Annotated in this window: 19 protein-coding genes; 10 read left to right on the forward strand and 9 right to left on the reverse strand. The window is 62.8% G+C overall.

The features are described from left to right. Positions 1-54 precede the first annotated feature (54 nt). Positions 55-765, reverse strand: a complete 711-nt coding sequence (locus BMY71_RS07905) for a response regulator transcription factor (protein ID WP_011503934.1) — start codon at positions 763-765, stop codon at positions 55-57. A gap of 168 nt (positions 766-933) precedes the next feature. Then, a complete protein-coding gene (locus BMY71_RS07910) occupies positions 934-1,845 on the reverse strand; it encodes an HD-GYP domain-containing protein (RefSeq protein WP_175557632.1) in 912 nt (303 codons plus the stop codon). A gap of 632 nt (positions 1,846-2,477) precedes the next feature. On the opposite strand from BMY71_RS07910, the gene BMY71_RS07915 reads away from it, so the two are divergent. Then, positions 2,478-4,178, forward strand: a complete 1,701-nt coding sequence (locus BMY71_RS07915) for a methyl-accepting chemotaxis protein (protein ID WP_092682908.1) — start codon at positions 2,478-2,480, stop codon at positions 4,176-4,178. Between the two features lie 199 nt (positions 4,179-4,377). Here BMY71_RS07915 and BMY71_RS07920 read toward each other — a convergent pair whose 3' ends face one another. The 6 genes from BMY71_RS07920 to BMY71_RS07945 all read right to left on the reverse strand — a co-directional run bounded on the left by BMY71_RS07920 (position 4,378) and on the right by BMY71_RS07945 (position 13,157). After that, on the reverse strand, positions 4,378-5,151 hold the full coding sequence (locus BMY71_RS07920; RefSeq protein WP_092682910.1) for an SDR family NAD(P)-dependent oxidoreductase: 774 nt from the start codon (positions 5,149-5,151) through the stop codon (positions 4,378-4,380). A 179-nt stretch (positions 5,152-5,330) separates the two neighbouring features. Continuing rightward, entirely contained in the window at positions 5,331-6,473 is a 1,143-nt protein-coding gene (pimD, locus tag BMY71_RS07925) for a pimeloyl-CoA dehydrogenase small subunit (protein WP_092682912.1), read from the reverse strand. A 195-nt stretch (positions 6,474-6,668) separates the two neighbouring features. Next, positions 6,669-7,859: a pimeloyl-CoA dehydrogenase large subunit gene (gene pimC, locus BMY71_RS07930; RefSeq protein ID WP_092682914.1), complete on the reverse strand. Its 1,191-nt coding sequence runs from the start codon at positions 7,857-7,859 to the stop codon at positions 6,669-6,671. A 152-nt stretch (positions 7,860-8,011) separates the two neighbouring features. Next, positions 8,012-9,199 carry an acetyl-CoA C-acyltransferase gene (locus tag BMY71_RS07935; RefSeq protein WP_092682916.1) on the reverse strand — a complete coding sequence of 396 codons (1,188 nt, stop codon included), beginning with the start codon at positions 9,197-9,199 and terminating at the stop codon, positions 8,012-8,014. Between the two features lie 24 nt (positions 9,200-9,223). Further along, positions 9,224-10,876, reverse strand: coding sequence for a dicarboxylate--CoA ligase PimA (pimA, locus tag BMY71_RS07940; protein ID WP_092682917.1), 1,653 nt, complete (start codon positions 10,874-10,876; stop codon positions 9,224-9,226). A gap of 181 nt (positions 10,877-11,057) precedes the next feature. Next, positions 11,058-13,157, reverse strand: coding sequence for a 3-hydroxyacyl-CoA dehydrogenase NAD-binding domain-containing protein (locus BMY71_RS07945; protein WP_092682919.1), 2,100 nt, complete (start codon positions 13,155-13,157; stop codon positions 11,058-11,060). 141 nt (positions 13,158-13,298) lie between these two features. On the opposite strand from BMY71_RS07945, the gene BMY71_RS07950 reads away from it, so the two are divergent. From BMY71_RS07950 to BMY71_RS07990, 9 genes are all read left to right on the forward strand, one after another. After that, positions 13,299-14,177 (forward strand): IclR family transcriptional regulator, encoded by an 879-nt coding sequence (locus BMY71_RS07950; RefSeq protein WP_011503943.1) that lies wholly within the window; start codon positions 13,299-13,301, stop codon positions 14,175-14,177. A gap of 63 nt (positions 14,178-14,240) precedes the next feature. After that, positions 14,241-15,038, forward strand: a complete 798-nt coding sequence (locus BMY71_RS07955) for an ABC transporter ATP-binding protein (protein ID WP_092682921.1) — start codon at positions 14,241-14,243, stop codon at positions 15,036-15,038. After that, entirely contained in the window at positions 15,035-15,748 is a 714-nt protein-coding gene (locus tag BMY71_RS07960) for an ABC transporter ATP-binding protein (RefSeq protein WP_011503945.1), read from the forward strand. The genes BMY71_RS07955 and BMY71_RS07960 overlap by 4 nt, the downstream gene beginning before the upstream one ends. Before the next feature lie 11 nt (positions 15,749-15,759). After that, entirely contained in the window at positions 15,760-16,638 is an 879-nt protein-coding gene (locus tag BMY71_RS07965; RefSeq protein WP_011503946.1) for a branched-chain amino acid ABC transporter permease, read from the forward strand. A 2-nt stretch (positions 16,639-16,640) separates the two neighbouring features. After that, positions 16,641-17,651 carry a branched-chain amino acid ABC transporter permease gene (locus tag BMY71_RS07970; protein ID WP_092682923.1) on the forward strand — a complete coding sequence of 337 codons (1,011 nt, stop codon included), beginning with the start codon at positions 16,641-16,643 and terminating at the stop codon, positions 17,649-17,651. A 224-nt stretch (positions 17,652-17,875) separates the two neighbouring features. Then, on the forward strand, positions 17,876-19,117 hold the full coding sequence (locus BMY71_RS07975) for an ABC transporter substrate-binding protein (RefSeq protein WP_175557633.1): 1,242 nt from the start codon (positions 17,876-17,878) through the stop codon (positions 19,115-19,117). 181 nt (positions 19,118-19,298) lie between these two features. After that, positions 19,299-20,534, forward strand: a complete 1,236-nt coding sequence (locus BMY71_RS07980; protein WP_011503949.1) for an ABC transporter substrate-binding protein — start codon at positions 19,299-19,301, stop codon at positions 20,532-20,534. Positions 20,535-20,796: 262 nt separating this feature from the next. Next, positions 20,797-22,026, forward strand: coding sequence for an ABC transporter substrate-binding protein (locus BMY71_RS07985; RefSeq protein WP_430715316.1), 1,230 nt, complete (start codon positions 20,797-20,799; stop codon positions 22,024-22,026). Between the two features lie 164 nt (positions 22,027-22,190). Beyond that, on the forward strand, positions 22,191-23,420 hold the full coding sequence (locus tag BMY71_RS07990) for an ABC transporter substrate-binding protein (RefSeq protein WP_011503951.1): 1,230 nt from the start codon (positions 22,191-22,193) through the stop codon (positions 23,418-23,420). Positions 23,421-23,540: 120 nt separating this feature from the next. Here the strand turns inward: BMY71_RS07990 and BMY71_RS07995 are convergent, their stop codons facing one another. Then, positions 23,541-24,041, reverse strand: a complete 501-nt coding sequence (locus tag BMY71_RS07995; protein ID WP_011503952.1) for a YciE/YciF ferroxidase family protein — start codon at positions 24,039-24,041, stop codon at positions 23,541-23,543. Positions 24,042-24,247 lie beyond the last annotated feature (206 nt).

Here is a 24,247-nt window from a genome sequence, read left to right on the forward strand (position 1 = left end):
GCGAATGCATCGGCACTCATTTCGATCCAGAAATCCCGGGCTATCTGTCGGCGCTCATGAATCGGCGCGAGACGTGCGATCGGCTGAACCCGCATCGCCGCATCGGCGACGCTCGCATTCGCAACACTCATGGCGTGAACCGACGCGACAGCCCGGATTGAGGCCGTTGCCAGTCAAGATGATACGAACCAAATCCGGTAGACTTTTCGCGTGGAACTTTTTGATCAATCGCGACCGGAAAAACTCGATCGTTCGGACGCTGAGACCGAGATGCTCACTGGCTTCCCAGTTCGAATTGCCGGCCACGAACTCCCGCAGCACATCGATTTCGCGACGGGTGAGAGGCCGTTCCAGCAGCGAAACGTCGACCGCACCGGCAGCGATCCGCCACCGCTTGGAATCCGTCGCGACTGCCTCGCCAATCCGCCGAACGACATCGTCGACGATGAAGGGCTTCTCGATGAAATCCACCGCTCCGCCTTTCATCGCCCTGACGGCGACCTCAATACTTCCAGCTTCCGACGTGCAAATGATCGGAACGAGATAGTCAGCCGTGTGCATCCGTTGCAGAACCGACCAGGCCGCGATCTCTTCGACTAATATGCAGGCGGGGCGCTGCGCACGCGCTGTCTTCAGCAGAGCGTGGTCGTCCGCAAAACAGACCGCCCGATAACCGGACCGAAGGAGTGCGGTCGATAGCAAGGCACGCAGGCGACGATCGCGATCGATAATGAAAATATCGCCCCTGGCAAGATCCGCTGTCATGCGCTGCCCCGTTGAAAATCGATACTCGTCTCACCGCAATGAATTTTTCAAATAGTACGATGACTTATCTTCGAATCGTCATCCTGCCGCAGCCTGTTGCTTGAGCATGATCTCGTCAAAGAGGCGGCATCCACCTTTCGAGATCATGATCTAATCGCGCGTTCGCGTTCAACCAACGAAGACTGCCTTTTGGAACTCGTCCAGAATGTCATGATCAAGCTTTCCATTCATGCGACGCATCTCGGCAATCGCATCCGGAACACTCAAGGGACTCTTGTAGGGCCTTCGTTCGATCAGAGCCGATCCGATGTCGCAAATCGTCAACAACCGTATCAGGTCCGGGATCTGGTCTCCCCGGAGGCCTGACGGATAGCCCGTACCATCGAGAAATTCGTGATGATTGCGGACGGCACTTCGAAGTTCGTCGTCCAGCGTGTCCTGTCCCTTAAGCATATCGTAGCCAATCTGGGTGTGCGTTCGCACGACTGCCATCTCCTCACTGCTGAGCCGACTCGGCTTGTTCAGAATCGCCTGAGGGATTAGCGCCTTTCCGATATCATGGAGCAACGCAGCGCCCGTGACACGCCCCCGATCCTTCGAATGAAAGCCCAGCGATACGGAAACTGCGGCCGCAAAACCTGCGACAAGCAAGCAGTGTTGATAAGTATTGTCGTCGTGCTGCAACACCAGATCTAGCCATTGGCGAACACCTGCGCTCTGGATTGCTTCCAGAACGAATTCAGCTCCTTCGAGAAGCAGTCGCTTGTCCAGCGGATGGCCATCACGCACTGCGTCCATCATTTCGACCAGGACCAATCCTGCGCGCGCAGCAAGCTCCCGGGTGTCGTCGCACGCCATCCCAGCCCCACTTGGGCCTGCCTCTTGCAGTAATCGGAGGGCTGTACTGACGAGTTGTTCACGCGAAGCATCGATAGGCAGCACCGCGGTTGCACCCAGGGCGTTGGCCTGCTGGAGCGCGCGATGGGTGACCTCGTGCAGAAGACACAGAAACGGCTGCCCGGATTGTCGGTATTGCGATAGCGCTGATCGCAACAACGACACCTGGACGAAATTATCCAACCTCAAATCACTCACGATGAGTGCATGGTCGGCGCCCCGGCGGAATGGCGCGTGAGGCGTGACAACACGACACCTCCGAACCAGGCCGAGATCTCGTTTGATTCGACCCTCGTCCTGACACCGGTCAGTTAGCAGGAGCATTGCACGTCTCCGGAAAAAGCACTTTCCTAGGAGTCCACTGCGTCTCGACTACTCAGCAATCAACGAATCAATGGCGTGGATTTGACACCTCCTGGATTGCAGCGTCCATGATCACAATCAAAGATTGCCGCGCGCCAGCGCGCTGCACCTCTTAGACACGATCACTACCAAAACGCCTCGTCTCGCCCTACTGAACGGAGGCATATGTCGGGTAGTCGACATATCAATTACTCGACGTGGCTGTCGACATCGGTTTTGCCATCCTGGCGGGACTCTCTTGAAATGAATCTACTGATATCGTTATCGCCACTCATTGGCGAATTGTCTGTACCAGTTACTCTCCGGAACCCGAGGCTTCGTAGTTTTACTCAATCGCCCCTTAACTCCGAACAGAGAGTTGCGGTCGCATCGATGTGTGTACCGGTCCGTCCCGCCGAACAACATTTCGACTCCACCAGCATTTCTTTCATTTAGGCTTCGGAGTACGCAAGATGAATTGGCTCAACAACGTAACAATCTCTCTAAAAATTGCGATCATCGTCGGCTTGTTAGCGATCGTTTGCCTGGGATCGATAAGTTTCGCGACGCTCCAGATGAAACGCATTGATGATTCGTACTCCGATCTTGTCGGTCGCATCGATAAGGGCACGGTCAGCCAGGTCCGCGCCGCCCGGCAAGCAGAGGCCTTCGTATCGGCGGCCTTTCAAATGGCGACTGAAACAACCGATGACGGCGTGTCGCGACTCGCGGCGAGAGTCGCCGAAACCCAACGAGATCTCGAGGCGCGCATGGCGGACATCCTCGTCAAGCTGCCGGAAAAATCAGCCGCGTATGAGCCGATTCTCGCTCAATACAAGCAAGCGTTTCTGGCTTGCGGGCCCGCGGTCGCATTCGCGATGTCGACGCGCTCGCCCGAAGACAATATGAAGGCCGCCGAACGCCTGAAACTCGAGTGTGTACCGAGAATCGAAGCCGCGACCCGTTCGCACGTAAAGATCAATGACGGCATCATTGCGTATGCCGAGAAGGCCTCAGGCGACCTGACGGATGCGACCGATTCGACCATTCAGAATTGCCTGCTGTTCTCGATCGCGGGCCTTTTGTTCGGCCTCATCGTCTCACTGTGGATTGGCGTCAGGGGGCTATCGAAACCGATCGGCAAGCTGAAGGAAGTAATGGAACTGTTCGCCAAGAACGATCTCAATGCCGATATTCCGGGCATCAAACGCGGCGACGAATTGGGCGAGATGGCCCGCGCCGTTGGAGTATTCAAGGCAAGCGCCCTTGAAGTCGAGCGGCTGCGCTGCGGACAGCAAGAAAGCGAACGCCGCATTGCGGAAGAGCGCAAGACGGAGATGCGAAAGCTCGCCGATGAATTCGAAGCAGCGGTCGGTCAGATCGTCGAAACCGTGTCTTCCGCATCGACCGAGTTGGAGGCTTCTGCGAGCACGCTGACCAAGTCAGCGGAACGCACACAGGAGGTCACAACCACCGTTGCAGCGGCGTCCGAAGAAGCCTCGGCCAACGTTCAATCAGTGGCCTCCGCGACCGAGGAAATGGCGTCGTCCATCAATGAGATCAGCCGCCAGGTTCAGGAGTCGGCCCGGATTGCGAATGAAGCCGTTGACCAGGCCCGCAAGACGAACGATCGGGTCGGCGATCTGGCCAAGGCGGCCAGCCGGATCGGGGACGTGGTCGATCTGATCAACAGCATTGCCGGTCAAACGAATCTGCTGGCGCTGAACGCAACGATCGAAGCCGCACGCGCCGGCGAAGCAGGTCGAGGATTCGCGGTGGTTGCATCCGAGGTGAAGGCGCTTGCCGAGCAGACCGCGAAAGCCACCGGGGAGATCGGCCAGCAGATCACCGGAATGCAGGTGGCGACCGACGACTCCGTCAGTGCGATCAAGGAGATTAGCGGGACGATCGCACGCATGTCGGAGATCTCGTCAACGATTGCTTCTGCGGTCGAGGAGCAGGGCGCGGCGACACAGGAGATTTCGCGCAACGTCCAACAGGCCGCACGGGGCACGTCCGAGGTGTCGTCGAACATCAGCGACGTGCGGAGTGGCGCCAGCGAGACAGGCTCGGCCTCTTCGCAAGTTCTTTCGGCCGCGCAATCCTTGTCGCGCGACAGCAACCAATTGAAACTGCAGGTCGGCAATTTCCTGAACAAGGTACGCGCCGCCTAGAGCATGATCCCGAAAAGTGGATACCGGTTTTCGGAAAAGATCATGCTCTAACAAGAACCTAGAGCGGGATGACGATTCGAAGATGAGTCATCCTGCTCTAGGTCCGTCGCACCGATTTGAAAAACCAACCGGTCCAAATTCCGTTTCGTTTGCGCCAGGGCAGGATCTTTTCCGAAAGCCGGCGTCCACTTGACGCCGGCTACACCGACGCGGTGGTGACGCCGCCGTCGATCACGATGGTCTGGCCGGTCATGAAGGTCGATGCGTCGGAGCCCAGATAGGCGACCGCGCCGGCGATCTCGTGCGGTTCGCCGATCCGGCGCAGCGGCGTGCTGGCGGTGCGTCGCTTCAACACCGCCTCGTCCTCCCACAGCGCGCGGGCGAAATCGGTCTTGACCAGGCCCGGCGCGACGCAATTGACCCGCACGCCCCGCTCGCCCCATTCGCCGGCGAGGCTGCGGCACAACGCGAAATCCGCCGCCTTGGAAATCCCGTAGGCGCCGATCACGGTCGAGCCGCGCAGCCCGCCGATCGACGAGATGATCACCACCGAGCCGCCGCCGCGCGCCGCCATCTGCGGCATCGTCAGCGCGCACAGCCACAGATTGCTCTTCACGTTCGAATTCATGATCTTGTCGAACGCCTCGTCGGGGATGTCGAGCAGCGGCCCGTAATAAGGGTTCACCGCAGCGTTGCAGACCAGGATATCGATCTTGCCGTATTTGGCGTTGGCGCCTTCGATCAGCGCCTCGACTTCGGCGCGGCGCGAAATGTTGCAGGCGATCACATGCGCATCGCCGCCCTCCTTGCGGATGCCTTCGGCGACCTCCTCGCAGGCGTCGGCCTTGCGGCTCGAGATCACCACCCTGGCGCCGAGCTTCGCCAGCAATTCCGCCGATGCGCGACCGATGCCGCGCGACGAGCCGGTGATCACGGCGACCTTGCCGGTGAGATCGAACGGGTTGGCAGTCATGGGCGGGGCTCCCTGATTGTTTCTTGTTGTTGGTTGCGTGCCCCGGATGCTGCGCAGCGCGCCGCGCTTGCGGCGTGGTGCGCTGCTGATCCGGGGCCCCGGTTCTGGCGAACCGTAGACCGGGGTCCCGGATCTGCGCAGCGGCATGAAGAATGCCGCAGCGCGTCCGGGACACCAGTTCAGATCAGCCCGCCGGATTCGCTGACGCGGGCGAGGTGATAGTCGGTGTCGCCGAAGCTGCTCTCGATCATGGTCAGCCGCTTGAAGTAATGGCCGATCTTGGCTTCCATCGTCATGCCGATGCCGCCATGGAGCTGGATCGACTGCTGGCCGACGAATTTGGCGGATTTGCCGATCTGCACCTTGGCCGCGGCGATCGCGTTGGCGCGTTCCTTCGCGTCGTCGAAATCCGCCGCCATGGTGGCGAACATCGCCATCGAGCGGGCCTGCTCGGCGGCCACGAACATGTCGGCGGCGCGATGCTGCAGTACCTGGAAGCTGCCGATCGGCACGCCGAACTGCTTGCGGGTCTTGATGTACTCGACCGTGGTGGTGAGCGATTCATCCATCGCGCCGACCGCCTCGGCGCACAGCGCCGAGCGGGCGTCGTCGACCACCTGCTCGATCAGCGGCAGGCCGTTGGCCGGATCGCCGATCGCCGCGTCGGCGCCGACCTCGACGCCGGTGAAGGTGATGTCGGCGGCGCGCTGGCCGTCCTGGGTCGGGTAGCCCTTGCGCGAGACGCCCTTGGCGTTCGCCGGCACCAGAAACACGCCGATTCCGTCGCGGTCACGCTGGCCGCCCGAGGTGCGCGCGGTGACCACCAGCGTATCGGCCGCCTCGCCGTTCAGCACCACAAACTTCTCGCCGTCGATGATCCAGCCGTCGCCCTTCTTCTTGGCGGTGGCGGCGACGTCGCCGAGGTCCCAGCGCGAGTTCTTCTCGAGCTGCGCGAACGCAAACGTCTTCGAGCCATCGATGATGCCGGGCAGATGCGCGGCCTTCTGCTCGGCCGAGCCTGCGCGGCGCAGGAAGCCGCCGGCGAGAATGACCGTCGGCAGATACGGCTCGAGCACCAGCGAATGGCCGAGTGCCTCCATCACGATCATGGTCTCGACCGCGCCGGCGCCGAAGCCGCCGTCCTCTTCCGAGAACGGCAGGCCGAGCAGACCCTGCTCGGCGAACTTGCCCCAGACGTCGCGGCTCCAGCCGTCCTTTTCCTTCGCGTATTTCTTGCGGCTGTCGAAATCGTACGAGGTCTTCAACAGGCCCTCGACGCTCTCCTTGAGCAGCCGCTGCTCTTCCGACAAATCAAAATCCATGGTGATGGCTTTCCTTCAAAGTCCGAAACTGATCTCGCGCGAAACGCGCAAACTTAGTCATTCCGGGATGCGCCCCGTTTGGGGCGCAGGCCCGGAATCCATATCCACCGTCAGGGGTTATGGATTCCGGGTTCGCTCGCTTTGCTCGCGCCCCGGAATGACGGCCGCGGAGTTTTTCGACGTATGCCCCGCGCCTTACAGCCCGAGCACCGCCTTGGTGATGATATTGCGCTGGATCTCGTTCGAGCCGCCGTAGATCGACACTTTGCGGTTGTTGAAGTAGCTCGGCGCGATCTGCGCGGTCCAGTCCATCGTCTCGTTGGAATCGTCGTCGCCATGCGCGTCGTAAGGCGCGGCGAACGGGCCGATCACTTCCATCAGCAGCTCGGTGGTCGCCTGCTGGATCTCGGAGCCCTTGATCTTCAGCACCGACGACGCCGGATTCGGCTTGCCCTTGCCGTGCTTGCCTTCATCGGCGACGACGCGCAGCTGGGTCAGCTCGAGCGCCTTCAGCTCGATCTCGACCGCAGCCAGCTTCTCGCGGAACTTGACGTCCTCGATCACCGGCTTGCCGCCGGACTCGACCTGCGACGCGAGCTCCTTGATGCGGCGGATGCGCTCCTTCGACATGCCGACGCGGGCGATGCCGGTGCGCTCGTTGCCGAGCAGGAACTTGGCGTAGTCCCAGCCCTTGTTCTCCTCGCCGACCAGATTCTCGACCGGCACCTCGACGTCATCGAAGAACACTTCGTTGACCTCGAAGCCGCCGTCGATGGTCTGGATCGGGCGCACGGTGATGCCCTTCGACTTCATGTCGACCAGAATGAAGGAAATGCCCGACTGCTTCTTCGCCGTGGGATCGGTGCGGCACAGGCAGAAGATCCAGTCGGCGTATTGCGCCAGCGTGGTCCAGGTTTTCTGGCCGTTGATGATGTATTTGTCGCCCTTCTTCTCGGCCTTGGTCTTGAGCGAGGCGAGATCGGAGCCCGAGCCCGGCTCCGAGAAGCCCTGGCACCACCAATCCTCGACATTGGCGATGCGCGGCAGGAAGTGCTGCTTCTGCGCGTCGTTGCCGAAGGTGTAGATCACCGGGCCGACCATCGACACGCCGAAGGCGAGCGGCTGCGGCGCCGGCGCGGCCTGCAGTTCCTCGTTGAAGATGTAGTGCTGCACCGAGCTCCAGCCGGTGCCGCCGAATTCCTTCGGCCAATGGGTGACGCCCCAGCCCTTCTTGTGGAGGATGCGATACCACTCCACCATCTCGTCCTTGCTGGGGTGCCGGCCCTCGACCAGCTTCTGCCGCGTCTTCGCCGGCACGTTCTCCTTGAAGAACGCCCGCACCTCGTCGCGAAACGCGATTTCTTCCTTGCTGAAGTTCAGATCCATCGGATCCTCCTTGTGAATACCAATGTCGCTTGCCGTGTCATTCCGGGGCGTGCGGAGCGCGAACCCGGAATCTCGAGCTGTTCATCCGGCCTGAATCTCGGGATTCCGGGTTCGCGAGCTGCGCTCGCGCCCCGGAATGACGTTGTTGGTCGTCAGTGCACGATCTCGAACAGACCCGCCGAGCCCATGCCGCCGCCGACGCACATCGTTACCACCGCGTACTTCGCCTTGCGGCGGCGGCCTTCGATCAGCGCGTGGCCGGTCAGGCGCGCGCCCGACATGCCGTAAGGATGTCCGACCGAGATCGCGCCGCCATTGACGTTGAGCTTCTCCGGATCGATGCCGAGCTTGTCGCGGCAATACAGCACCTGCACGGCGAACGCCTCGTTCAGCTCCCAAAGGTCGATGTCCTCGACCTTGAGACCGTGGCGCTTCAACAGCCGCGGCACCGCGAACACCGGACCGATGCCCATCTCGTCCGGCTCGCAGCCGGCCGAGACGAAGCCGCGGAAGATGCCGAGCGGCTTGAGGCCCTTCTGCGCCGCGAGCTTGTCGCTCATCACCACGGTGGCGGAGGCGCCGTCCGACAACTGGCTGGCGTTGCCGGCGGTGATGGCGAAGCCCTCGCCACGAACCGGCTTCAGGCCTGCGAGGCCTTCGGCGGTGGTCTCCGGACGCGGACCTTCATCCTGCGACAACGTCACGTCCTTCATCGACACCGCGCCGGTGGCCTTGTCGACGACGCCCATCCGGGTCGCGATCGGCGCGATCTCGTCGTTGAACTTGCCGCCCTGCTGCGCCGCCGCGGTGCGGCGCTGGCTCTCCAGCGCGTAGACGTCCTGCGCCTCGCGGGAGATGCCGTAGCGCTTCGCGACGATTTCGGCGGTGTCGATCATCGCCATGTAGACGTCGCCCTTGATCGCCTGCAATTCGGGATCGACGGCGTGGAAGGTGTTCATCTTGTCGTTCTGCACCAAGCTGATCGACTCGCCGCCGCCGCCGACTGCGATCTCGACACCGTCGAAGATCACCGAGCGCGCCGCGAGCGCGATCGCCTGCAGGCCGGACGCGCACTGCCGATCGATCGTGGTGCCGGCGGTGGTCACGGGCAGGCCGGCGCGCAGCAGCGCCTTGCGGGCGATGTTGCCGCCGGTGGAGCCCTGCTGCATCGCAGAGCCCATCACCACGTCCTCGATCTCCTTGGGATCGAGATTGGCGCGCTTGACCGCTTCGCCGATCGCATGGCCGAGCAGTGTTGCGCCTTCGGTGGCGTTGAGCGCGCCGCGATAGGCCTTGCCGATCGGTGTGCGCGCGGTGGAAACGATAACGGCGTCGGTCATGAGCGGGGCTCCCTGTGCGGTTTGCTATTGGCTCTGGTTGGTGGATTTGGAAAGCTGGTTGCGTAGTTCGTGGCGAGACAATTTGCCGACCGGGGTGCGCGGCAATTCGGTGACGAATTCCACAGCGGCCGGATACTCGTGCTTGCCGAGCTTGCCGGCGAGGGCGTCGCGCAATTCCTCGACCGTGAACGGGGCCGCACCGGCGCGCAGCGTGATGAACGCCTTCGCCGCCTCGCCGCGATAAGCGTCGGGGATGCCGATCACGATCACTTCCTGCACCGCGGGGTGTTCATAGATCGCCTGTTCGATCATCTGCGGATAGACGTTGAAACCGCCGGAGATGATCATGTCCTTCTTGCGGTCGACCAGAAAGAAATAGCCGTCCGGGTCCATATAGCCGATATCGCCGGTGAGGAAACGGTCGCCGACAAACGACTCCGCGGTTTCCTGCGGCCGGTTCCAGTACCCTTTGGTGACGTTCGGGCCGCGGATCCTGAGCTCGCCGACTGCGCCCGGCGGAAGTACCTTTTTCGAATCCTCGAGCGCGACGACGTCGATCTCGATTCCCGGCAGCATCAATCCGATCGAGCCGGGCTTATCCGGGCCTTCCGGCGGATGGCCGGTGCCGGGCGAGCAGGTCTCGGTCATGCCCCAGCCGCTCTTGAGTTTGAGCTTGGTCTTGCGCTCGAACAGCCGCGCGACTTCGACCGGTAGCGGCGCGCCGCCGGAGCCCGCCATCGTCAGCGACGACAGATCGCGACTCTCCAGCGACGGATCGTTGGCGAGCGCGATCCACATCGTCGGCACGCCGGGAAACGCGGTGGCGCGCTTCTCCTCGATGTCGCGGAACACCGCGGCGACCTCGAAGCGCTGATGCAGCGAGATCAGGTCGCCCATCTTCAGGCAGCGCAGCAGAATCACCGTCAGCGCGTAGATGTGGAACAGCGGCAACACGCAGATCACGCGCTGGACGCCCTCGCCGCGTACCAGAGTCCAGACATCGTAGATCGACACTGCCGAGGTCAGGTTGGCGTGGGTAAGCATCGCCCCCTTCGGCAGGCCGGTGGTGCCGCCGGTGTATTGCAGCAGCGCGATGTCGTCGGGCGAGACCTCCGGCCAACTGGCGGGCTGCTGCGCGTCCCTGACGAAATCCGCATAGCGCACGACGCGCGGATCGACCGGCAGCGCGGCGTGCGGATTGCCGACCGCGCCCCAATCGTCGTCGGCGCAGACGATCAGGCGGTCGAGCAGACCCTTGTCGAGGAACTTCAGCGCCATCGGCAGCAGCGCCGCGGAGTCGGTGGTGATCAGCACGCGCGCGCCGGAATCGGTGAGCTTGTGCGACAGCGCGCGCTCGCCGTCGAGCGGCGACAGATGCACGATGCGGGCGCCCGCCTTCAGCGCACCGAAGAAATTGATCGGGTGGTCGGGCGTGTTGCCGAGAAACAGCGCGACCGAGGAGCCGGGGCCATAGCCGGCGCGGAGCAGCGCCGCAGCGGCTGTCCCGGCCAGATCGTGGAGCTTCGTGTAGCTGATCTGCCGATCGCGGAACTCCAGCGCCGGCCGCGGCCCGAATTGCTGCGCCGCCTCCGCCAACAGATCCGGCAATGTGCCCTTCGCGATCGGCGCATCCCAACGCACGCCTTCAGGATAGAACTGCTCGCCGGGATGGGTCATGCGGTCACATTCTGCGTTAGAATGAAACGATCAGTTCGTCATTCCGGGGCGCGGATGACGGTGGCGTCGTCTGCTCCCCTCCCCCTTGCGGGGAGGGGTCGGGGGTGGGAGTCCACGAGTCGCAGTGCTTGTGGCGACCCCCGCCCCGACCCTCCCCCGCAAGGGGAAGGGAGAACAAAGATCACGCCGCCGCCTTGGACTGCTGCGCCAGCGACGCGAAGGTCTTGCCCTCCCCGGCGAGACGCTTCAGCAGCGGCGCCGGCTCAAGCGACGGATCGTTGGTGGCCTTGGCGTAGAATGCAAGGCGCTCGGCGATGTGCTTCAGGCCGACCGAGTCGGCGTAGTGCATTGGGCCGCCGCGATAGATCGGCCAGCCGTAGCCGTAAAGCCAGACCACGTCGATGTCGCTCGGCCGCGCCGCGATCTTCTCCTCGAGGATACGCGCGCCCTCGTTGATCATCGGATAGACCATGCGTTCGAGGATTTCCTCGTCGCTGACCTCGCGGCGCTTCAGGCCGAGCTTGGTCAGCGTGTCGTTGATCAGGGCCTCGACCTCGGGATCCGGCAGCGGCGAGCGCGAGCCCTGCTCGTATTTGTAGTAACCCTTGCCGGTCTTCTGGCCGAAGCGGCCCGCCTCGCACAGCGCATCGGCGATTTCCGACTTGATGCCGCGGTCCTGGCGCGAGCGCCAGCCGATGTCGAGGCCGGCGAGATCGCCCATCGCGAACGGGCCCATCGGCATCCCGAATTTGGTGACGACGGCGTCGACCTGCTGCGGCAGCGCGCCCTCGAACAACAGCTTCTCGGACTGCTTGCTGCGGGCCGCGAGCATCCGGTTGCCGATGAAGCCGTCGCAAACGCCGGCCACCACAGGCACCTTGGCGATCTTCTTGGCGATCGACACCGCCGTGAGCAGCGCGTCCGGCGCGGTCTTGGCGCCGCGGACGATTTCGCACAGCTTCATCACATTGGCCGGCGAGAAGAAGTGCATCCCGAGCACGTCCTGCGGGCGCTTGGTGGTCGCGGCGATCTCGTCGACATTGAGATAGGAGGTGTTGGAAGCGAGCACCGCACCGGGCTTGGCGTAGGCGTCGAGCGCGGTGAAGACTTCCTTCTTCACCGCCATCGTCTCGAACACCGCCTCGATGATCAAATCGGCGTCCTTGACGTTCTCGAGGCCGACAACGCCGGTGATCAGACCCATGCGCTTCGCCGGCGCGTCGGCCGGGATGCCGCCGCGCGCCGCCGTGGCTTCGTAGTTCTTCTGCATGATGCCCATGCCGCGATCGAGCTGTTCCTTGCCGGTCTCGATCAGCGTCACCGGAATGCCGGCATTGGCGAACGACATCGCGATGCCGCCGCCCATCGTGCCGGCGCCGATGATCGCGACGCGCGCCACCGGACGCGGCTTGGCGCCGTCCGGCACGCCGTCGACCTTGGCGGCTTCGCGCTCGGCGAAGAACGCGTAGCGCTGCGCCTTCGACTGATCGCTGACCACGAGCTTGAGGAACCCCTCGCGCTCCTTCGCCAGACCCTGATCGAACGGCAGGTCGATCGCTGCGCCGATCGCATCGGCACAGGCGAACGGCGCCTCGAGGCCCCTCGCCTTCTTGGTCATCGACGCGACCGCATTGGTGAAGATCGAACGATCGGCTCGGGCGGCAGCGAGCTTGCTGTCGTCGTCGCGCAGCCGGCGCGTCGGACGCTTCTCGACCAGCACCTTTCGCGCGAAGGCTACGCCGCCGGCGACGCGGTCCTCGACGACCTCCTCGATCAACCCGTGCTTCAACGCATCAGCGGCGCCGATCGGATTGCCGCCGACGATCATCTGCACTGCGAGTTCGGGACCGACCGCGCGCGGCAGCCGCTGGGTTCCGCCAGCGCCGGGCAGCAGGCCGAGTTTCACCTCCGGCAGGCCGAGCCTGGCGTCCTTGACCGCCACGCGGAAATGGCAACCCAGCGCGACCTCAAGACCGCCGCCCAGCGCGGTGCCGTGGATCGCGGCGATCGTCGGCTTCGGCGAATTCTCCAGCGCGGCGATGACGTCGTTGAGGCTCGGCGGCTGCGCCGGCTTGCCGAATTCGGTGATGTCGGCGCCGGCGATGAAGGTGCGCCCCGCACAGGTCAGCACGATCGCCTGTACTTCCGGATCGGCGACGGCGGCGTTGACGTTGTCCAAAATGCCGCGGCGAACAGCCGCACTCAGCGCGTTGACCGGCGGGCTGTCGACAGTGACGACCGCAATCACATCATGCCGCTCGCGCGTGACGACTTCGCTCATTCCAATCTCCTCGGGCTACGTTTCTTGATTGATCCGGATTGATTTCGCACTGCGAAATTTAATTCCACATCTTGACAGCGAGGGTTATTTTGAAGAGCGTCGCTTGTCAACGACGACCATCATCAATCAGTCGTGCAGGGAATGAAACGTCCGACCAAAAAGACAGCGACCGATCGCAGTTTCGTCGTCGCTCTGTCGCGCGGCCTCGAAGTGCTGCGCGCGTTCGGCCCGAACGACGGGTTGCTCGGCAATCAGGAAATCGCGGCCCGGACCAAGCTGCCGAAGCCGACTATCTCGCGGCTGACCTACACCTTGACCAAGCTCGGCTACCTCACCCAGGTGCCGCGATTCGAGAAGTATCAGCTCGCGCCGGCGGCGATGTCGCTCGGCTATGCGGCGCTCGCCAATCTCGGCGTCCGTCACTTGTCACAGCCGTTCCGCGACGAATTGATGCAGCAGACCGGCGGCGCGGTCGCGGTCGGCGCGCGTGACCGGACCAGCATGATCTATGTCGGACAGGCGCGTTCCAGCCTCACCGTCGGCGTGCAGCTCGACGTCGGCTCGCGAATCCCAATTGCAACAACCGCGATGGGCCGTGCTTACTTGTGTGCGCTGCACGGCGAGGAACGCACGTCTTTGCTGCGCGAACTTCGAGAGTACTATGGCAGCCGCTGGCCGCGCATCAAGGATGGAATAGAACGCTCGGAGGAGATGGTTGCGAAATACGGCTTCGCGATTTCCGTCGGCGAATGGCAGGACGATGTACACGCCGCGGCCGTCGCATTGACGCTGAACGACGGTACCGGACCCTACGCGTTCAACTGCGGCGCGCCGGCTTTCCGTTTCACGGAAGATCGACTGATCAACGACATTGGACCTCGTCTCGTGGCGATGGTAAGGAAAATCGAAGCGGTGCTCGGCGGGACAGCGGCGCCGCAAACAAGAAGAACCGAAAAATCCGACAACAAGAAACCAAAAACAGGAGGGAGAGTTGCCCGTGTCATCGAGGGGATCAAGTAGCATGCGCCATCGCGAATATTCGCCGATGAGAATGCTCAGCCGCCCGGATCAGGGCCGCAGCAAATGATGCAGGCACATTCGGGACAACACGGGTCGCCGCTGCTCGCGGTGCGCGATGTCAGCGTCGTGTTCGGCGGCATCGTCGCCTTGAACGGCATTTCATTTGATATGAAGAAGGGGCAGATCCTAGGACTGATCGGCCCGAACGGCGCCGGCAAGACCACGCTGTTCAACTGCCTGTCGCGGCTGTACCAGCCGAGCAAGGGCGACATCCTGCTCGAAGGCGACAGCATCCTCACCCGGCCGGCGCACCGCATCGCGGAATTCGGCATCGGCCGCACGTTCCAGAACGTCGCGCTGTTTCCGAACCTGACGGTGCTCGACAACGTCCGCGTCGGCGCGCATTCGCGCACCAACAGCGACATCGTCTCCGACTCGTTGCGCCTGCCGTGGGTTCGTAACGGCGAAAAGGCGATGAACAAGCGCGTCGACGATATCCTCGGCTATCTCGAACTACGCGACTTCGCTCACACCGTCGTTTCGGGCCTGCCGTTCGGCACCCAGAAGCGGGTCGAGCTGGCGCGCGCGCTCGCGACCGAGCCGAAGATCCTGCTGCTCGACGAGCCCGCCGGCGGTCTTAACCACGAGGAGGTCTACATCCTCGGCGACCTGATCCGGAAGATCCGCGACGATCGCGGCATCACCGTGCTTCTGGTCGAACACCACATGGGTCTGGTGATGTCGATCGCCGACCACGTCGTCGCGCTGAATTTCGGCCGCAAGCTCGCAGAGGGAACGCCTACCGAGGTGCAGAACGACCCGGATGTGATCAAGGCCTATCTGGGGAGCAAGGACCAATGACGGCGATGCTCAACGTTCGCGACCTGCGCGCCTATTACGGCCAGGTCCAGGCACTGCACGGGCTCGAATTCGAGCTGCAGGAAGGCAGCCTGACCACCCTGCTCGGCGCCAACGGCGCGGGCAAGACCACGACGCTGCGGGCGATCTGCAACATGGTGCGCTCCACCGGCTCGATCGAATTCGAGGGCAACAAGCTCGCCAGCCGCTCGACCGAGTCCATCGTCCGGCTCGGCATCGCCCATGTGCCGCAGGGCCGCGGCACCTTCACCACGCTGACCGTGCACGAGAATCTCGAGCTCGGCGCGATCAGCCGCAAGGACCGCAAGGCGATCGCGAGCGACGTCGAGCGGATGTACGCGCACTTCCCGGTGCTGAAGCAGCGTCACACCCAGCAGGCCGGCACGCTGAGCGGCGGCGAACAGCAGATGCTCGCGGTCGCCCGCGCGCTGATGCTGCGGCCGCGGCTGATGCTGCTCGACGAACCGTCGTTCGGTCTCGCGCCTCTGGTGGTGCGCGACCTGTTCAAGATCCTCGGCAAGATCAATCGTGAGGACAAGGTCACCATCCTGGTGGTCGAGCAGAACGCGCAGCTCGCGCTGGAACTCGCCGACCGGGCGCATGTGATCGAAACCGGACGCATCGTGATGTCCGGCAGCGCGGAGGAGATCGCCACCAACGAAGACATCCGTAAATCGTATCTCGGCTACTGAGGAGACCGGCCATGGAACTTCTACTGAATCAGGTTCTGGCAGGCATCGCCACGGGCGCCATTTACGCATGTATGGCGTTGGCCGTGGTGATGATCTATCAGGCGATCGACCACCTCAATTTCGCCCAGGGCGAAATGGCGATGTTCTCCACCTTCATCGCCTGGCAATTGTTGCAATGGGGCGTACCGTATTGGGGCGCCTTCGTACTGACGCTGGCGTTGTCCTTCGCCGGCGGCATCGTCATCGAGCGGGCGTTGTTCAAGCCGCTCGGCAATGCGCCGGTGCTGACCCACGTCGCCGGCTTCATTGCGCTGTTCGCGATCATCAATTCGATCGCGGGCCTGACCTGGGACTTCACCATCAAGCAGTTCCCGTCGCCGTTCGGCTCGTCGCCCTTCCTGGGCAGCCAGCTGATCTCGACGCATCAGGCCGGCATGATCGGCGTCACGCTGGTGCTGCTGCTGCTGCTCTACTTCTTCTTCCAGTTCACCCGGATCGGGCTCGCGATGCGGGCGGCTGCGGCGCAGCCGGAATCCGCCCGGCTGGTCGGCGTCAACACCTCGTGGATGGTGGCGCTGGGCTGGGGCATGGCGGCGGCGATCGGCGCGATCGCCGGGATGCTGATCGCTCCTGTGGTGTTCCTGGAGCCCAACATGATGGGCGGCGTGCTGATCTACGGTTTCGCGGCTGCGGTGCTCGGCGGGCTGTCGAGCCCGTTCGGCGCGGTGGTCGGCGGCTTCCTGGTCGGCATCTTCGAGAACCTCGCCGGGACCTACATCCCCGGCGTCGGCAACGAGCTGAAGCTACCGATCGCGCTGGCGCTGATCATCACCGTCCTGGTCGTCAAACCCACGGGCCTGTTCGGCCGTGCCATCGTGAAGCGAGTCTGATCATGAGCGCCTTGCAGGAAATCGTCGACACCCCGCCGATCGAGACCACGCCGAAGAAGTATATGGCGCTGGGCAACTACGCCTCGGTCGTGGTGGTCATATTGCTGTGCGTCGCACCGCTGATCGCAAAGAACTTCGTCATCTTCCAGATGACGATGGTTCTGATCTACGCCATCGCCGTTCTGGCGCTGAACATCCTGACCGGCGGCAGCGGTCAGTTCTCACTCGGCCAGAGCGCGTTCTACGCGCTCGGGGCCTACACATCGGCGATCCTGATGGAGGTCGGCGGCGTCAACTACGCTTTGACGCTACCGGTCGCCGGCGGGATCTGCTTCATCGCAGGCTATTTGTTCGGACTGCCGGCGTTGCGGCTCAGCGGCATCTATCTGGCGCTCGCGACCTTCGCGCTCGCCACCGCGATGCCACAGCTCCTCAAGCTGCATTATTTCGAAGCCTGGACCGGCGGCGTGCAGGGCCTGGTCATCACCAAGCCCGACGCGCCGTTCGGCCTGCCGCTGTCGCAGGACATGTGGCTGTACTACTTCGTGCTCGCCGTCTCGATGGTGATCTACGTCGCCTCGGTCAACCTGCTGAAGTCGCGCTCCGGCCGAGCCATGATGGCGATCCGCGATAACGAGATCGCCGCCTCGGCGATGGGCGTCGACGTGGCGCTGTACAAGACGCTGGCGTTCGGCGTCTCGGCCGGCATCACCGGCGTCGCCGGCGGTCTCGGCGCCATCGCGGTGCAGTTCGTGGCGCCGGACAGCTACACGATCCAGCTCGCGATCGCGCTGTTCCTCGGCATGGTGGTCGGCGGTGTCGGCTGGCTGCCGGGCTCGATCATCGGCGCGGCGTTCATCGTGTTCGTGCCGAACATCGCCGAGCAGTTCTCCAAGGGCCTGTCCGGCGCGGTCTTCGGCCTGATCCTGATCCTGATCATCTTCCTGCTGCCGCACGGCTCGCGACAGGTCGCCTACACGGTCCAGAGCTGGATCCACAAATTGAGAAAATGATCCGTCATACCTGACGGACGCGACGACAAAGGCCCCCTGCGAATTCTCGCCGGGGGCTTTTTTCGTTTCGGCTCAGTCTCCGGCGCCGAAATACCGCCGATCCAGCCCCTCTGCCGCCGGTGCGGGGCTGCCCCACGATCGCATCATGTGTCGCGCCGCGCGATCGGGCGTATGGAGGGCGGGTTCCGCGCCGCCGGGCGCGGCCCTTCATGCGAGACCCACCAATGCCTTTCTGCTTTTCACGCCGCGCGCTGTTGTTCGCGACGCTCGCCGCACTTTCCGCCGTAGCCCCGATTGCCGTTGCGCCGCCGGCGCTGGCGCAGAAGACCTACGACCCAGGCGCAAGTGACAGCGCGATCCGGATCGGAAATCTGATGCCCTATTCGGGACCCGCCTCCGCCTACGCCATCGTCGGCCGGATCGAGCAGGCCTATTTCAGGATGATCAACGACCAGGGCGGCATCAACGGCCGCAAGATCGAGTTCATTTCCTATGACGACGCCTACAGCCCGGCGAAGGCGGTCGAGCAGACCCGCAAGCTGGTCGAGAGCGACGAGGTGCTGCTGGTGTTCAGCGCGATGGGCACGCCCTCGAACGCCGCGATCCAGAAATATCTCAATGCCAAGCAAGTGCCGCAATTATTCGCCGCCAGCGGCGCGACGCGGTTCGGCGAGCCCAAGGCGTTCCCCTGGACGATGGGCTGGCAACCGCCCTATCAGGTCGAAGGCCGGGTCTACGCCAAGCATATTCTGGCGACCAAGCCCGAAGCCCGCATCGCGGTGCTGTATCAGAACGATGATCTCGGCCGCGATCTGCTGAAGGGCCTGAAGGATGGGCTCGGCGAACAGGCATCGCGGATCATCGCCGAGGAAAGCTATGAGGTGACCGAGCCCTCCGCCGACAATCACATCGCGCGGTTGAAAGCCTCGGGCGCCGATGTGTTCGTCAGCATCACCACGCCGCGGTTCGCTGCGCAGAGCATCCGCAAGGCCGCCGAGATGGCGTGGCGTCCGCTCTATGTGCAGGCGCTGGTGTCGGCCTCGATCGGCGCGGTGATCCGGCCCGCCGGCATCGAGAACGCGCAGGGACTGGTCTCCGCGGCCTACAACAAGGACGCCGCCGATCCGCAATGGATCGGCGATCCCGGCATCAAGCGGTTCCACGCCTTCCTCGATGCCTACGCCCCGGACGTCAATCGCGGCGACAATTCGGTGGTCTACGGATACGGTGCGGCGCAATGCCTCGTCGAAGTGCTGCGCCGCGCGGGCGACACGCTGACGCGCGCCAATGTGATGCGCGAGGCCGCCAACCTCAAAGGCTACGCGCCCGACACGCTGCTGCCGGGCATCGCCATCACCACCGCACCCGACGATTTCCACCCGATCGAACAGCTGCGCATGATGCGCTTCGAAGGCGACCACTGGCAATTGTTCGGGCCGGTGATCGACGCGCAGCTGCGCAACTAAGCGAAACGAACAATCCGCCTTGCGGGATATTTGACGGCATACCGGCGAGACTCTGGAACACGCCCCGGCGACTCTGTCGCCGGGGCTTTTTGTTGCTGCAAGCGCGAGAACCGTGTTCAACTGAATTCGAACTCGACGAAGTTCGAACAAGAAACCACCCACGACCAAGGAGTCTTCCGTAATGCCGACTTTCCGTTCGCGCGCGCTCGTCTTTTCAGCAGCCGTCGCGGTCAGCTTCGCAGCGTTCAACGGCGCTGCCCATGCTCAAAAGAAATACGACACCGGCGCGTCCGATACCGAGATCAAGATCGGCAACGTCATTCCCTACTCAGGCCCGGCGTCGGCCTACGGCACGATCGGCAAGACCGAAGAAGCCTATTTCAGGATGGTCAACGACAAGGGCGGCATCAACGGCCGCAAGGTCACCTTCATCAGCTATGACGACGCCTATTCGCCGCCGAAAGCCGTCGAGCAGGTCCGCAAGCTGGTGGAGAGCGACGAGGTGCTCGTGGTGTTCAACCCGCTCGGCACGCCGTCCAACACCGCGGTTCAGAAATATCTCAACGCCAAGAAGGTGCCGCAGCTGTTCGTCGCCTCCGGCGCGACCAAGTGGAACGACCCGAAGAACTTCCCCTGGACGATCGGCTGGCAGCCGTCCTACCAGAGCGAAGCGCAGATCTACACCAAGTATCTGCTCAAGGAGAAGCCGGACGCCAAGATCGGCATCCTCTATCAGAACGACGATTTCGGCAAAGACTACCTGAAGGGCACCAAAGACGGGCTCGGCGCCAAGGCCGCCTCGATGATCGTCGCCGAGGAAAGCTACGAAATCTCCGCGCCGACCATCGACACCAACATCGTCAAGCTGAAGTCGGCCAATCCCGACGTCGTGCTGATCTACACCACGCCGAAATTCGGCGCGCAGACCATCAAGAAGATCGCCGAGCTGAGCTGGAAGCCGATGATCATCATCACCAACGTCTCGGCCTCGGTCGGCAGCGTGATGCGGCCCGCCGGCTTCGAGAACGCCCAGGGCGTGCTGTCGGCCAACTACGTCAAGGACGCCACCGACGCGCAATGGGACAACGACCCCAAGTTCAAGAACTGGCACGCCTTCGTCGAGACCTACATGCCGGGCGCGGCCAAGACCGACAGCAACATGGTGTACGGCTACGGCGCCGCCCAGACGCTGCACAAGGTGCTCGAGATGTGCGGCGACGACCTGACCCGCGCCAATGTGATGAAGCAGGCTGCCAACCTGAAAAACTTCGAGACCGACACCCTGCTGCCCGCCATCAAGATCAACACCTCGGCGACCGACTTCGCCCCGATCAGCCAGCTCCAGATGATGCGCTTCAAAGGCGAGCGCTGGGAACGGTTTGGCGAGATCATCTCGGGCGACGTCGCCGTCGACTAACCGCCTTCGCGCAAGGGGGACCGCGTTTGCGTCGAGACTCGCTTCCAGGCGTCCAAGGCTTCAGCTCTGATCGCATTGGAACTGAAGCGCTGATCGCATAGCGTCTAAACGCAAGTTCGGACGGCTATCGCCTAAATAATCGGCCCCCGGCAACGCTGTTGCCGGGGGTTCTTTGTTGCTGGTTCCGGACAAACATTGTTCAATCTCCTCACGCCACCCGATCAACGAGGTGGTGATGAAACCGCTCAGGAGACGATCCAAGATGTCCTTTTCCAGTTCGAGACTGGCTGTTCTCTCGGCCGCCGCAATGCTGTTTGCGGCGTCCAGCCACGGCGCCCTTGCCCAGAAGAAATACGACCCCGGTGTCAGCGACACCGAAATCAAGATCGGCAATGTCGAGGCCTATAGCGGTCCGGCCTCGGCTTACGGCGTCATCGGCAAGACCGAGGACGCCTATTTCAAGATGATCAACGATCAGGGCGGCATCAACGGCCGCAAGATCAAATTCATCAGCTATGACGACGCCTACTCGCCGCCAAAGACGGTGGAACAGGTCCGCAAGCTGATCGAGAGTGACGAAGTGTTCCTGGTGTTCAACGCGCTCGGCACGCCGACCCAGACCGCGGTTCAGAAGTATCACAACGTCAAGAAGGTCCCGCAATTGTTCGTTGCAACCGGCGCGAGCAAATGGAACGACCCGAAGGACTTCCCCTGGTCTATGGGCTTCCAGCCGAGCTACCGCGTCGAAGCGCGAGTCTTCGCCAAATACATTCTCAAGGAGAAACCGAACGCCAAGGTCGCGGTGTTCTACGCCAATGACGATTTCGGCAAGGACTATCTGATCGGGCTCAAGGACGTGTTCGGCGCCAACAGCTCGAAACTCATCGTCGCCGAGGAAAGCTACGAGACCTCCGAGCCGTCGATCGACGCCCATATCGTCAAGCTGAAGGGCACCGGCGCCGACGTGTTCGTCAACATCTCGACGCCGAAATTCGCCGCCCAGGCGATCAAGAAGATGGCCGAGCTCGACTGGAAGCCGATGCACCTGATGACCGACGTGTCGATTTCGATCGGCGCGGTGATGAAGCCCGCCGGCCTCGACGCCTCGGAGGGCGTGCTGTCCGCAGGCTACCTCAAGGACGCCTCGGATTCGCAGTGGGACAACGACGAGGGCATGAAGAAATTCAAGGCCTTCCTCGACAAGAACATGCCCGGCGCCAATATCGCCGATACCAACCTCGTCTACGGCTATACCGCAGCGCAAACCATGGTGCAGGTGCTGAAGCAGGCCGGCGACAATCTGACCCGCGAGAACGTGATGAAGCAGGCGGCCAGCATCAAGGACTTCGCCGCCGACACCCTGCTGCCTGGGATCAAGATCAATACCTCGGCGACCGACTTCGCACCGATCGAGCAACTGCAGATGATGCGGTTCACCAAGGGAAAGTGGGAGATGTTCGGCGAGATCATCAGCGCCGAAACCGGCGGCTGATCCAGACAGGCAGTTACTTCGCACCGCAACAAAGCCCCCTGCGACCTCGTCGCCGGGGGCTTTTTCTTGCTGCTCATCGCCGAAAGGTGTTGAATGCCTCCAGGAGCCGCCAAGAGCTCTGCAATCAGACACAACAATCACAGATCAAGAAAAGGGAGTTCGAAATGCCTTCACTCCGTTCGTACGCGGCCGCCCTCTCGGCTGCGCTCGCGGTGACGCTCGCAGCCTCGAGCGGCGCGGTCGCGCAAAAGAAGTACGATCCCGGCGTCAGTGACACCGAAATCAAGATCGGCAACATCATGCCCTATAGCGGACCGGCTTCCGCCTATGGCGTGATCGGCCGCACCGAAGCCGCCTACTTCAAGAAGATCAACGATGCCGGCGGCATCAACGGGCGCAAGATCAATTTCATCAGCTACGACGATGCCTATTCGCCGCCGAAGACGGTCGAGCAGGCGCGCAAGCTGGTCGAGAGCGACGAGGTGCTGCTGATCTTCAACTCGCTCGGCACCCCGCCGAACTCGGCGATCCACAAGTACATGAACAGCAAGAAGGTCCCGCAACTGTTCGTCGCCACCGGTGCGACCAAGTGGAACGATCCGAAGGATTTCCCCTGGACGATGGGCTGGCAGCCCAATTACCAGAGCGAGACCCAGATCTACGCCAAGTACATCATGAAGGAGATGCCCAACGCCAAGATCGCCGTGCTGTATCAGAACGACGATTACGGCAAGGACTATCTGAAGGGGCTCGAGGACGGGCTCGGCGCCAAGGCGTCGTCGATGATCGTCCTGAAGGAGAGCTATGAAATCTCCGAGCCGACGATCGACAGCCACATCGTCAAGCTGAAGTCGACCGGCGCGGACGTGTTCATCAACATCACCACGCCGAAGTTCGCCGCGCAGGCGATCAAGAAGCTGGGCGAGATCGGCTGGAAGCCGACGCACTTCCTCAACAACGTCTCGGCCTCGGTCGGCAGTGTGATCAAGCCGGCCGGTTTCGACAACGCCCAGGGCATCATCTCGGCGGCCTATCTCAAGGACGTGTCCGACGATCAGTGGAAGGACGACGCCGGCATGAAGGAATTCCTCGCCTTCATGGACAAGGAATTTCCGGACGGCAACAAGCTCGACGGCGCCACCGTCGTCGGCTACGGCGTGGCGCAGACGCTGGTCGAAGTGCTGAAGAAGTGCGGCGACGAACTGACCCGCGCCAATGTGATGAAGCAGGCCGCGAGCCTGAAGGGCTTCCGCACCGAAGTGCTGCTGCCGGGCATCACCATCACCACCGCGGCGACCGACTTCGCCCCGATCAGCCAGTTGCAGCTTCAGCGGTTCAAGGGCGAGAAGTGGGAGCTGTTCGGCGACGTGATCAGCGCCGACGTCGGCGGCTGACGTCCGCCTCGTTCACGCGGATACGCGATCTCACTCGAGAGCCCCGGACGCTTGCGCGCCCGGGGCTTTTTCTTGATCAACGCTGTCGCTGGGCCTGACGCCAGGCGACACGCGCGACGATCAGGCTGCGGCGGCGAGGTTGACCGCGCTCTCGGCGAGTTTGGACAGAGTCTGGTCCGTGGTCTTTTCCTGCTGCAGGGTCTGGTCGATCAGCTTGGCGGCGTCCTTCATGCCGAGCTGGGTCGCCCACTGCTTCAGCGTGCCGTAGCGCGAGATCTCGTAGTGCTCGACCGCCTGCGCCGCGGCCAGCAGACCGGCATCGAGCGCCGCCGAGCCCTTGTACTCGTCCATGATCTCCTTGCCCTCGTCGATGATGCCGAGAATGGCGTCGCAGGTCTTGCCGCGCGCCGGCTTGTCGAGTAGTTCGAAAATCTGCTCCAGCCGCTCGATCTGGCCTTCGGTCTCGTCGAGATGTTTCTCGAACGCCGCGCGGAGCTGGTCGGAATTGGCAGCCTTAGCCATTTTCGGCAGCGCTTTCACAATCTGCTTTTCGGCGAAATAGATGTCCTTGAGGGTGTCGAGGAACAGGTCGTTGAGGTGCTTTTCCTTGGCGGCAGCCATGCTGGTCTCCATCCGTCCGTTGTGAATCAATCTCGAATACTGCGGTCGATCCTGCGCCCAACGCCGCCTTGGGTTGATTGTTCCTGCAGCGCCGGCTGTCATTCGATTGTCAAACCGCTGCGGCAGAACACTCGGCAGCGATCGGCGCGGGTCGTGGCGGCCGTGCCGGCGATCGCCCACGATCGACAATGTTGCGCGGGTTCGCG

This window comes from Rhodopseudomonas pseudopalustris (genome assembly GCF_900110435.1).
GTDB lineage: Bacteria > Pseudomonadota > Alphaproteobacteria > Rhizobiales > Xanthobacteraceae > Rhodopseudomonas > Rhodopseudomonas pseudopalustris.

Bases quoted from the DNA above. Each gene is read 5' to 3' on its own strand.
- BMY71_RS07905 (WP_011503934.1), bottom strand. From the start codon at position 765: ATGACAGCGGATCTTGCCAGGGGCGATATTTTCATTATCGATCGCGAT.
- BMY71_RS07915 (WP_092682908.1), top strand. From the start codon at position 2,478: ATGAATTGGCTCAACAACGTAACAATCTCTCTAAAAATTGCGATCATC.
- BMY71_RS07920 (WP_092682910.1), bottom strand. From the start codon at position 5,151: ATGACTGCCAACCCGTTCGATCTCACCGGCAAGGTCGCCGTGATCACC.
- pimD (WP_092682912.1), bottom strand. From the start codon at position 6,473: ATGGATTTTGATTTGTCGGAAGAGCAGCGGCTGCTCAAGGAGAGCGTC.
- pimC (WP_092682914.1), bottom strand. From the start codon at position 7,859: ATGGATCTGAACTTCAGCAAGGAAGAAATCGCGTTTCGCGACGAGGTG.
- BMY71_RS07935 (WP_092682916.1), bottom strand. From the start codon at position 9,199: ATGACCGACGCCGTTATCGTTTCCACCGCGCGCACACCGATCGGCAAG.
- pimA (WP_092682917.1), bottom strand. From the start codon at position 10,876: ATGACCCATCCCGGCGAGCAGTTCTATCCTGAAGGCGTGCGTTGGGAT.
- BMY71_RS07945 (WP_092682919.1), bottom strand. From the start codon at position 13,157: ATGAGCGAAGTCGTCACGCGCGAGCGGCATGATGTGATTGCGGTCGTC.
- BMY71_RS07950 (WP_011503943.1), top strand. From the start codon at position 13,299: ATGAAACGTCCGACCAAAAAGACAGCGACCGATCGCAGTTTCGTCGTC.
- BMY71_RS07955 (WP_092682921.1), top strand. From the start codon at position 14,241: ATGATGCAGGCACATTCGGGACAACACGGGTCGCCGCTGCTCGCGGTG.
- BMY71_RS07960 (WP_011503945.1), top strand. From the start codon at position 15,035: ATGACGGCGATGCTCAACGTTCGCGACCTGCGCGCCTATTACGGCCAG.
- BMY71_RS07965 (WP_011503946.1), top strand. From the start codon at position 15,760: ATGGAACTTCTACTGAATCAGGTTCTGGCAGGCATCGCCACGGGCGCC.
- BMY71_RS07970 (WP_092682923.1), top strand. From the start codon at position 16,641: ATGAGCGCCTTGCAGGAAATCGTCGACACCCCGCCGATCGAGACCACG.
- BMY71_RS07975 (WP_175557633.1), top strand. From the start codon at position 17,876: ATGCCTTTCTGCTTTTCACGCCGCGCGCTGTTGTTCGCGACGCTCGCC.
- BMY71_RS07980 (WP_011503949.1), top strand. From the start codon at position 19,299: ATGCCGACTTTCCGTTCGCGCGCGCTCGTCTTTTCAGCAGCCGTCGCG.
- BMY71_RS07985 (WP_430715316.1), top strand. From the start codon at position 20,797: ATGTCCTTTTCCAGTTCGAGACTGGCTGTTCTCTCGGCCGCCGCAATG.
- BMY71_RS07990 (WP_011503951.1), top strand. From the start codon at position 22,191: ATGCCTTCACTCCGTTCGTACGCGGCCGCCCTCTCGGCTGCGCTCGCG.
- BMY71_RS07995 (WP_011503952.1), bottom strand. From the start codon at position 24,041: ATGGCTGCCGCCAAGGAAAAGCACCTCAACGACCTGTTCCTCGACACC.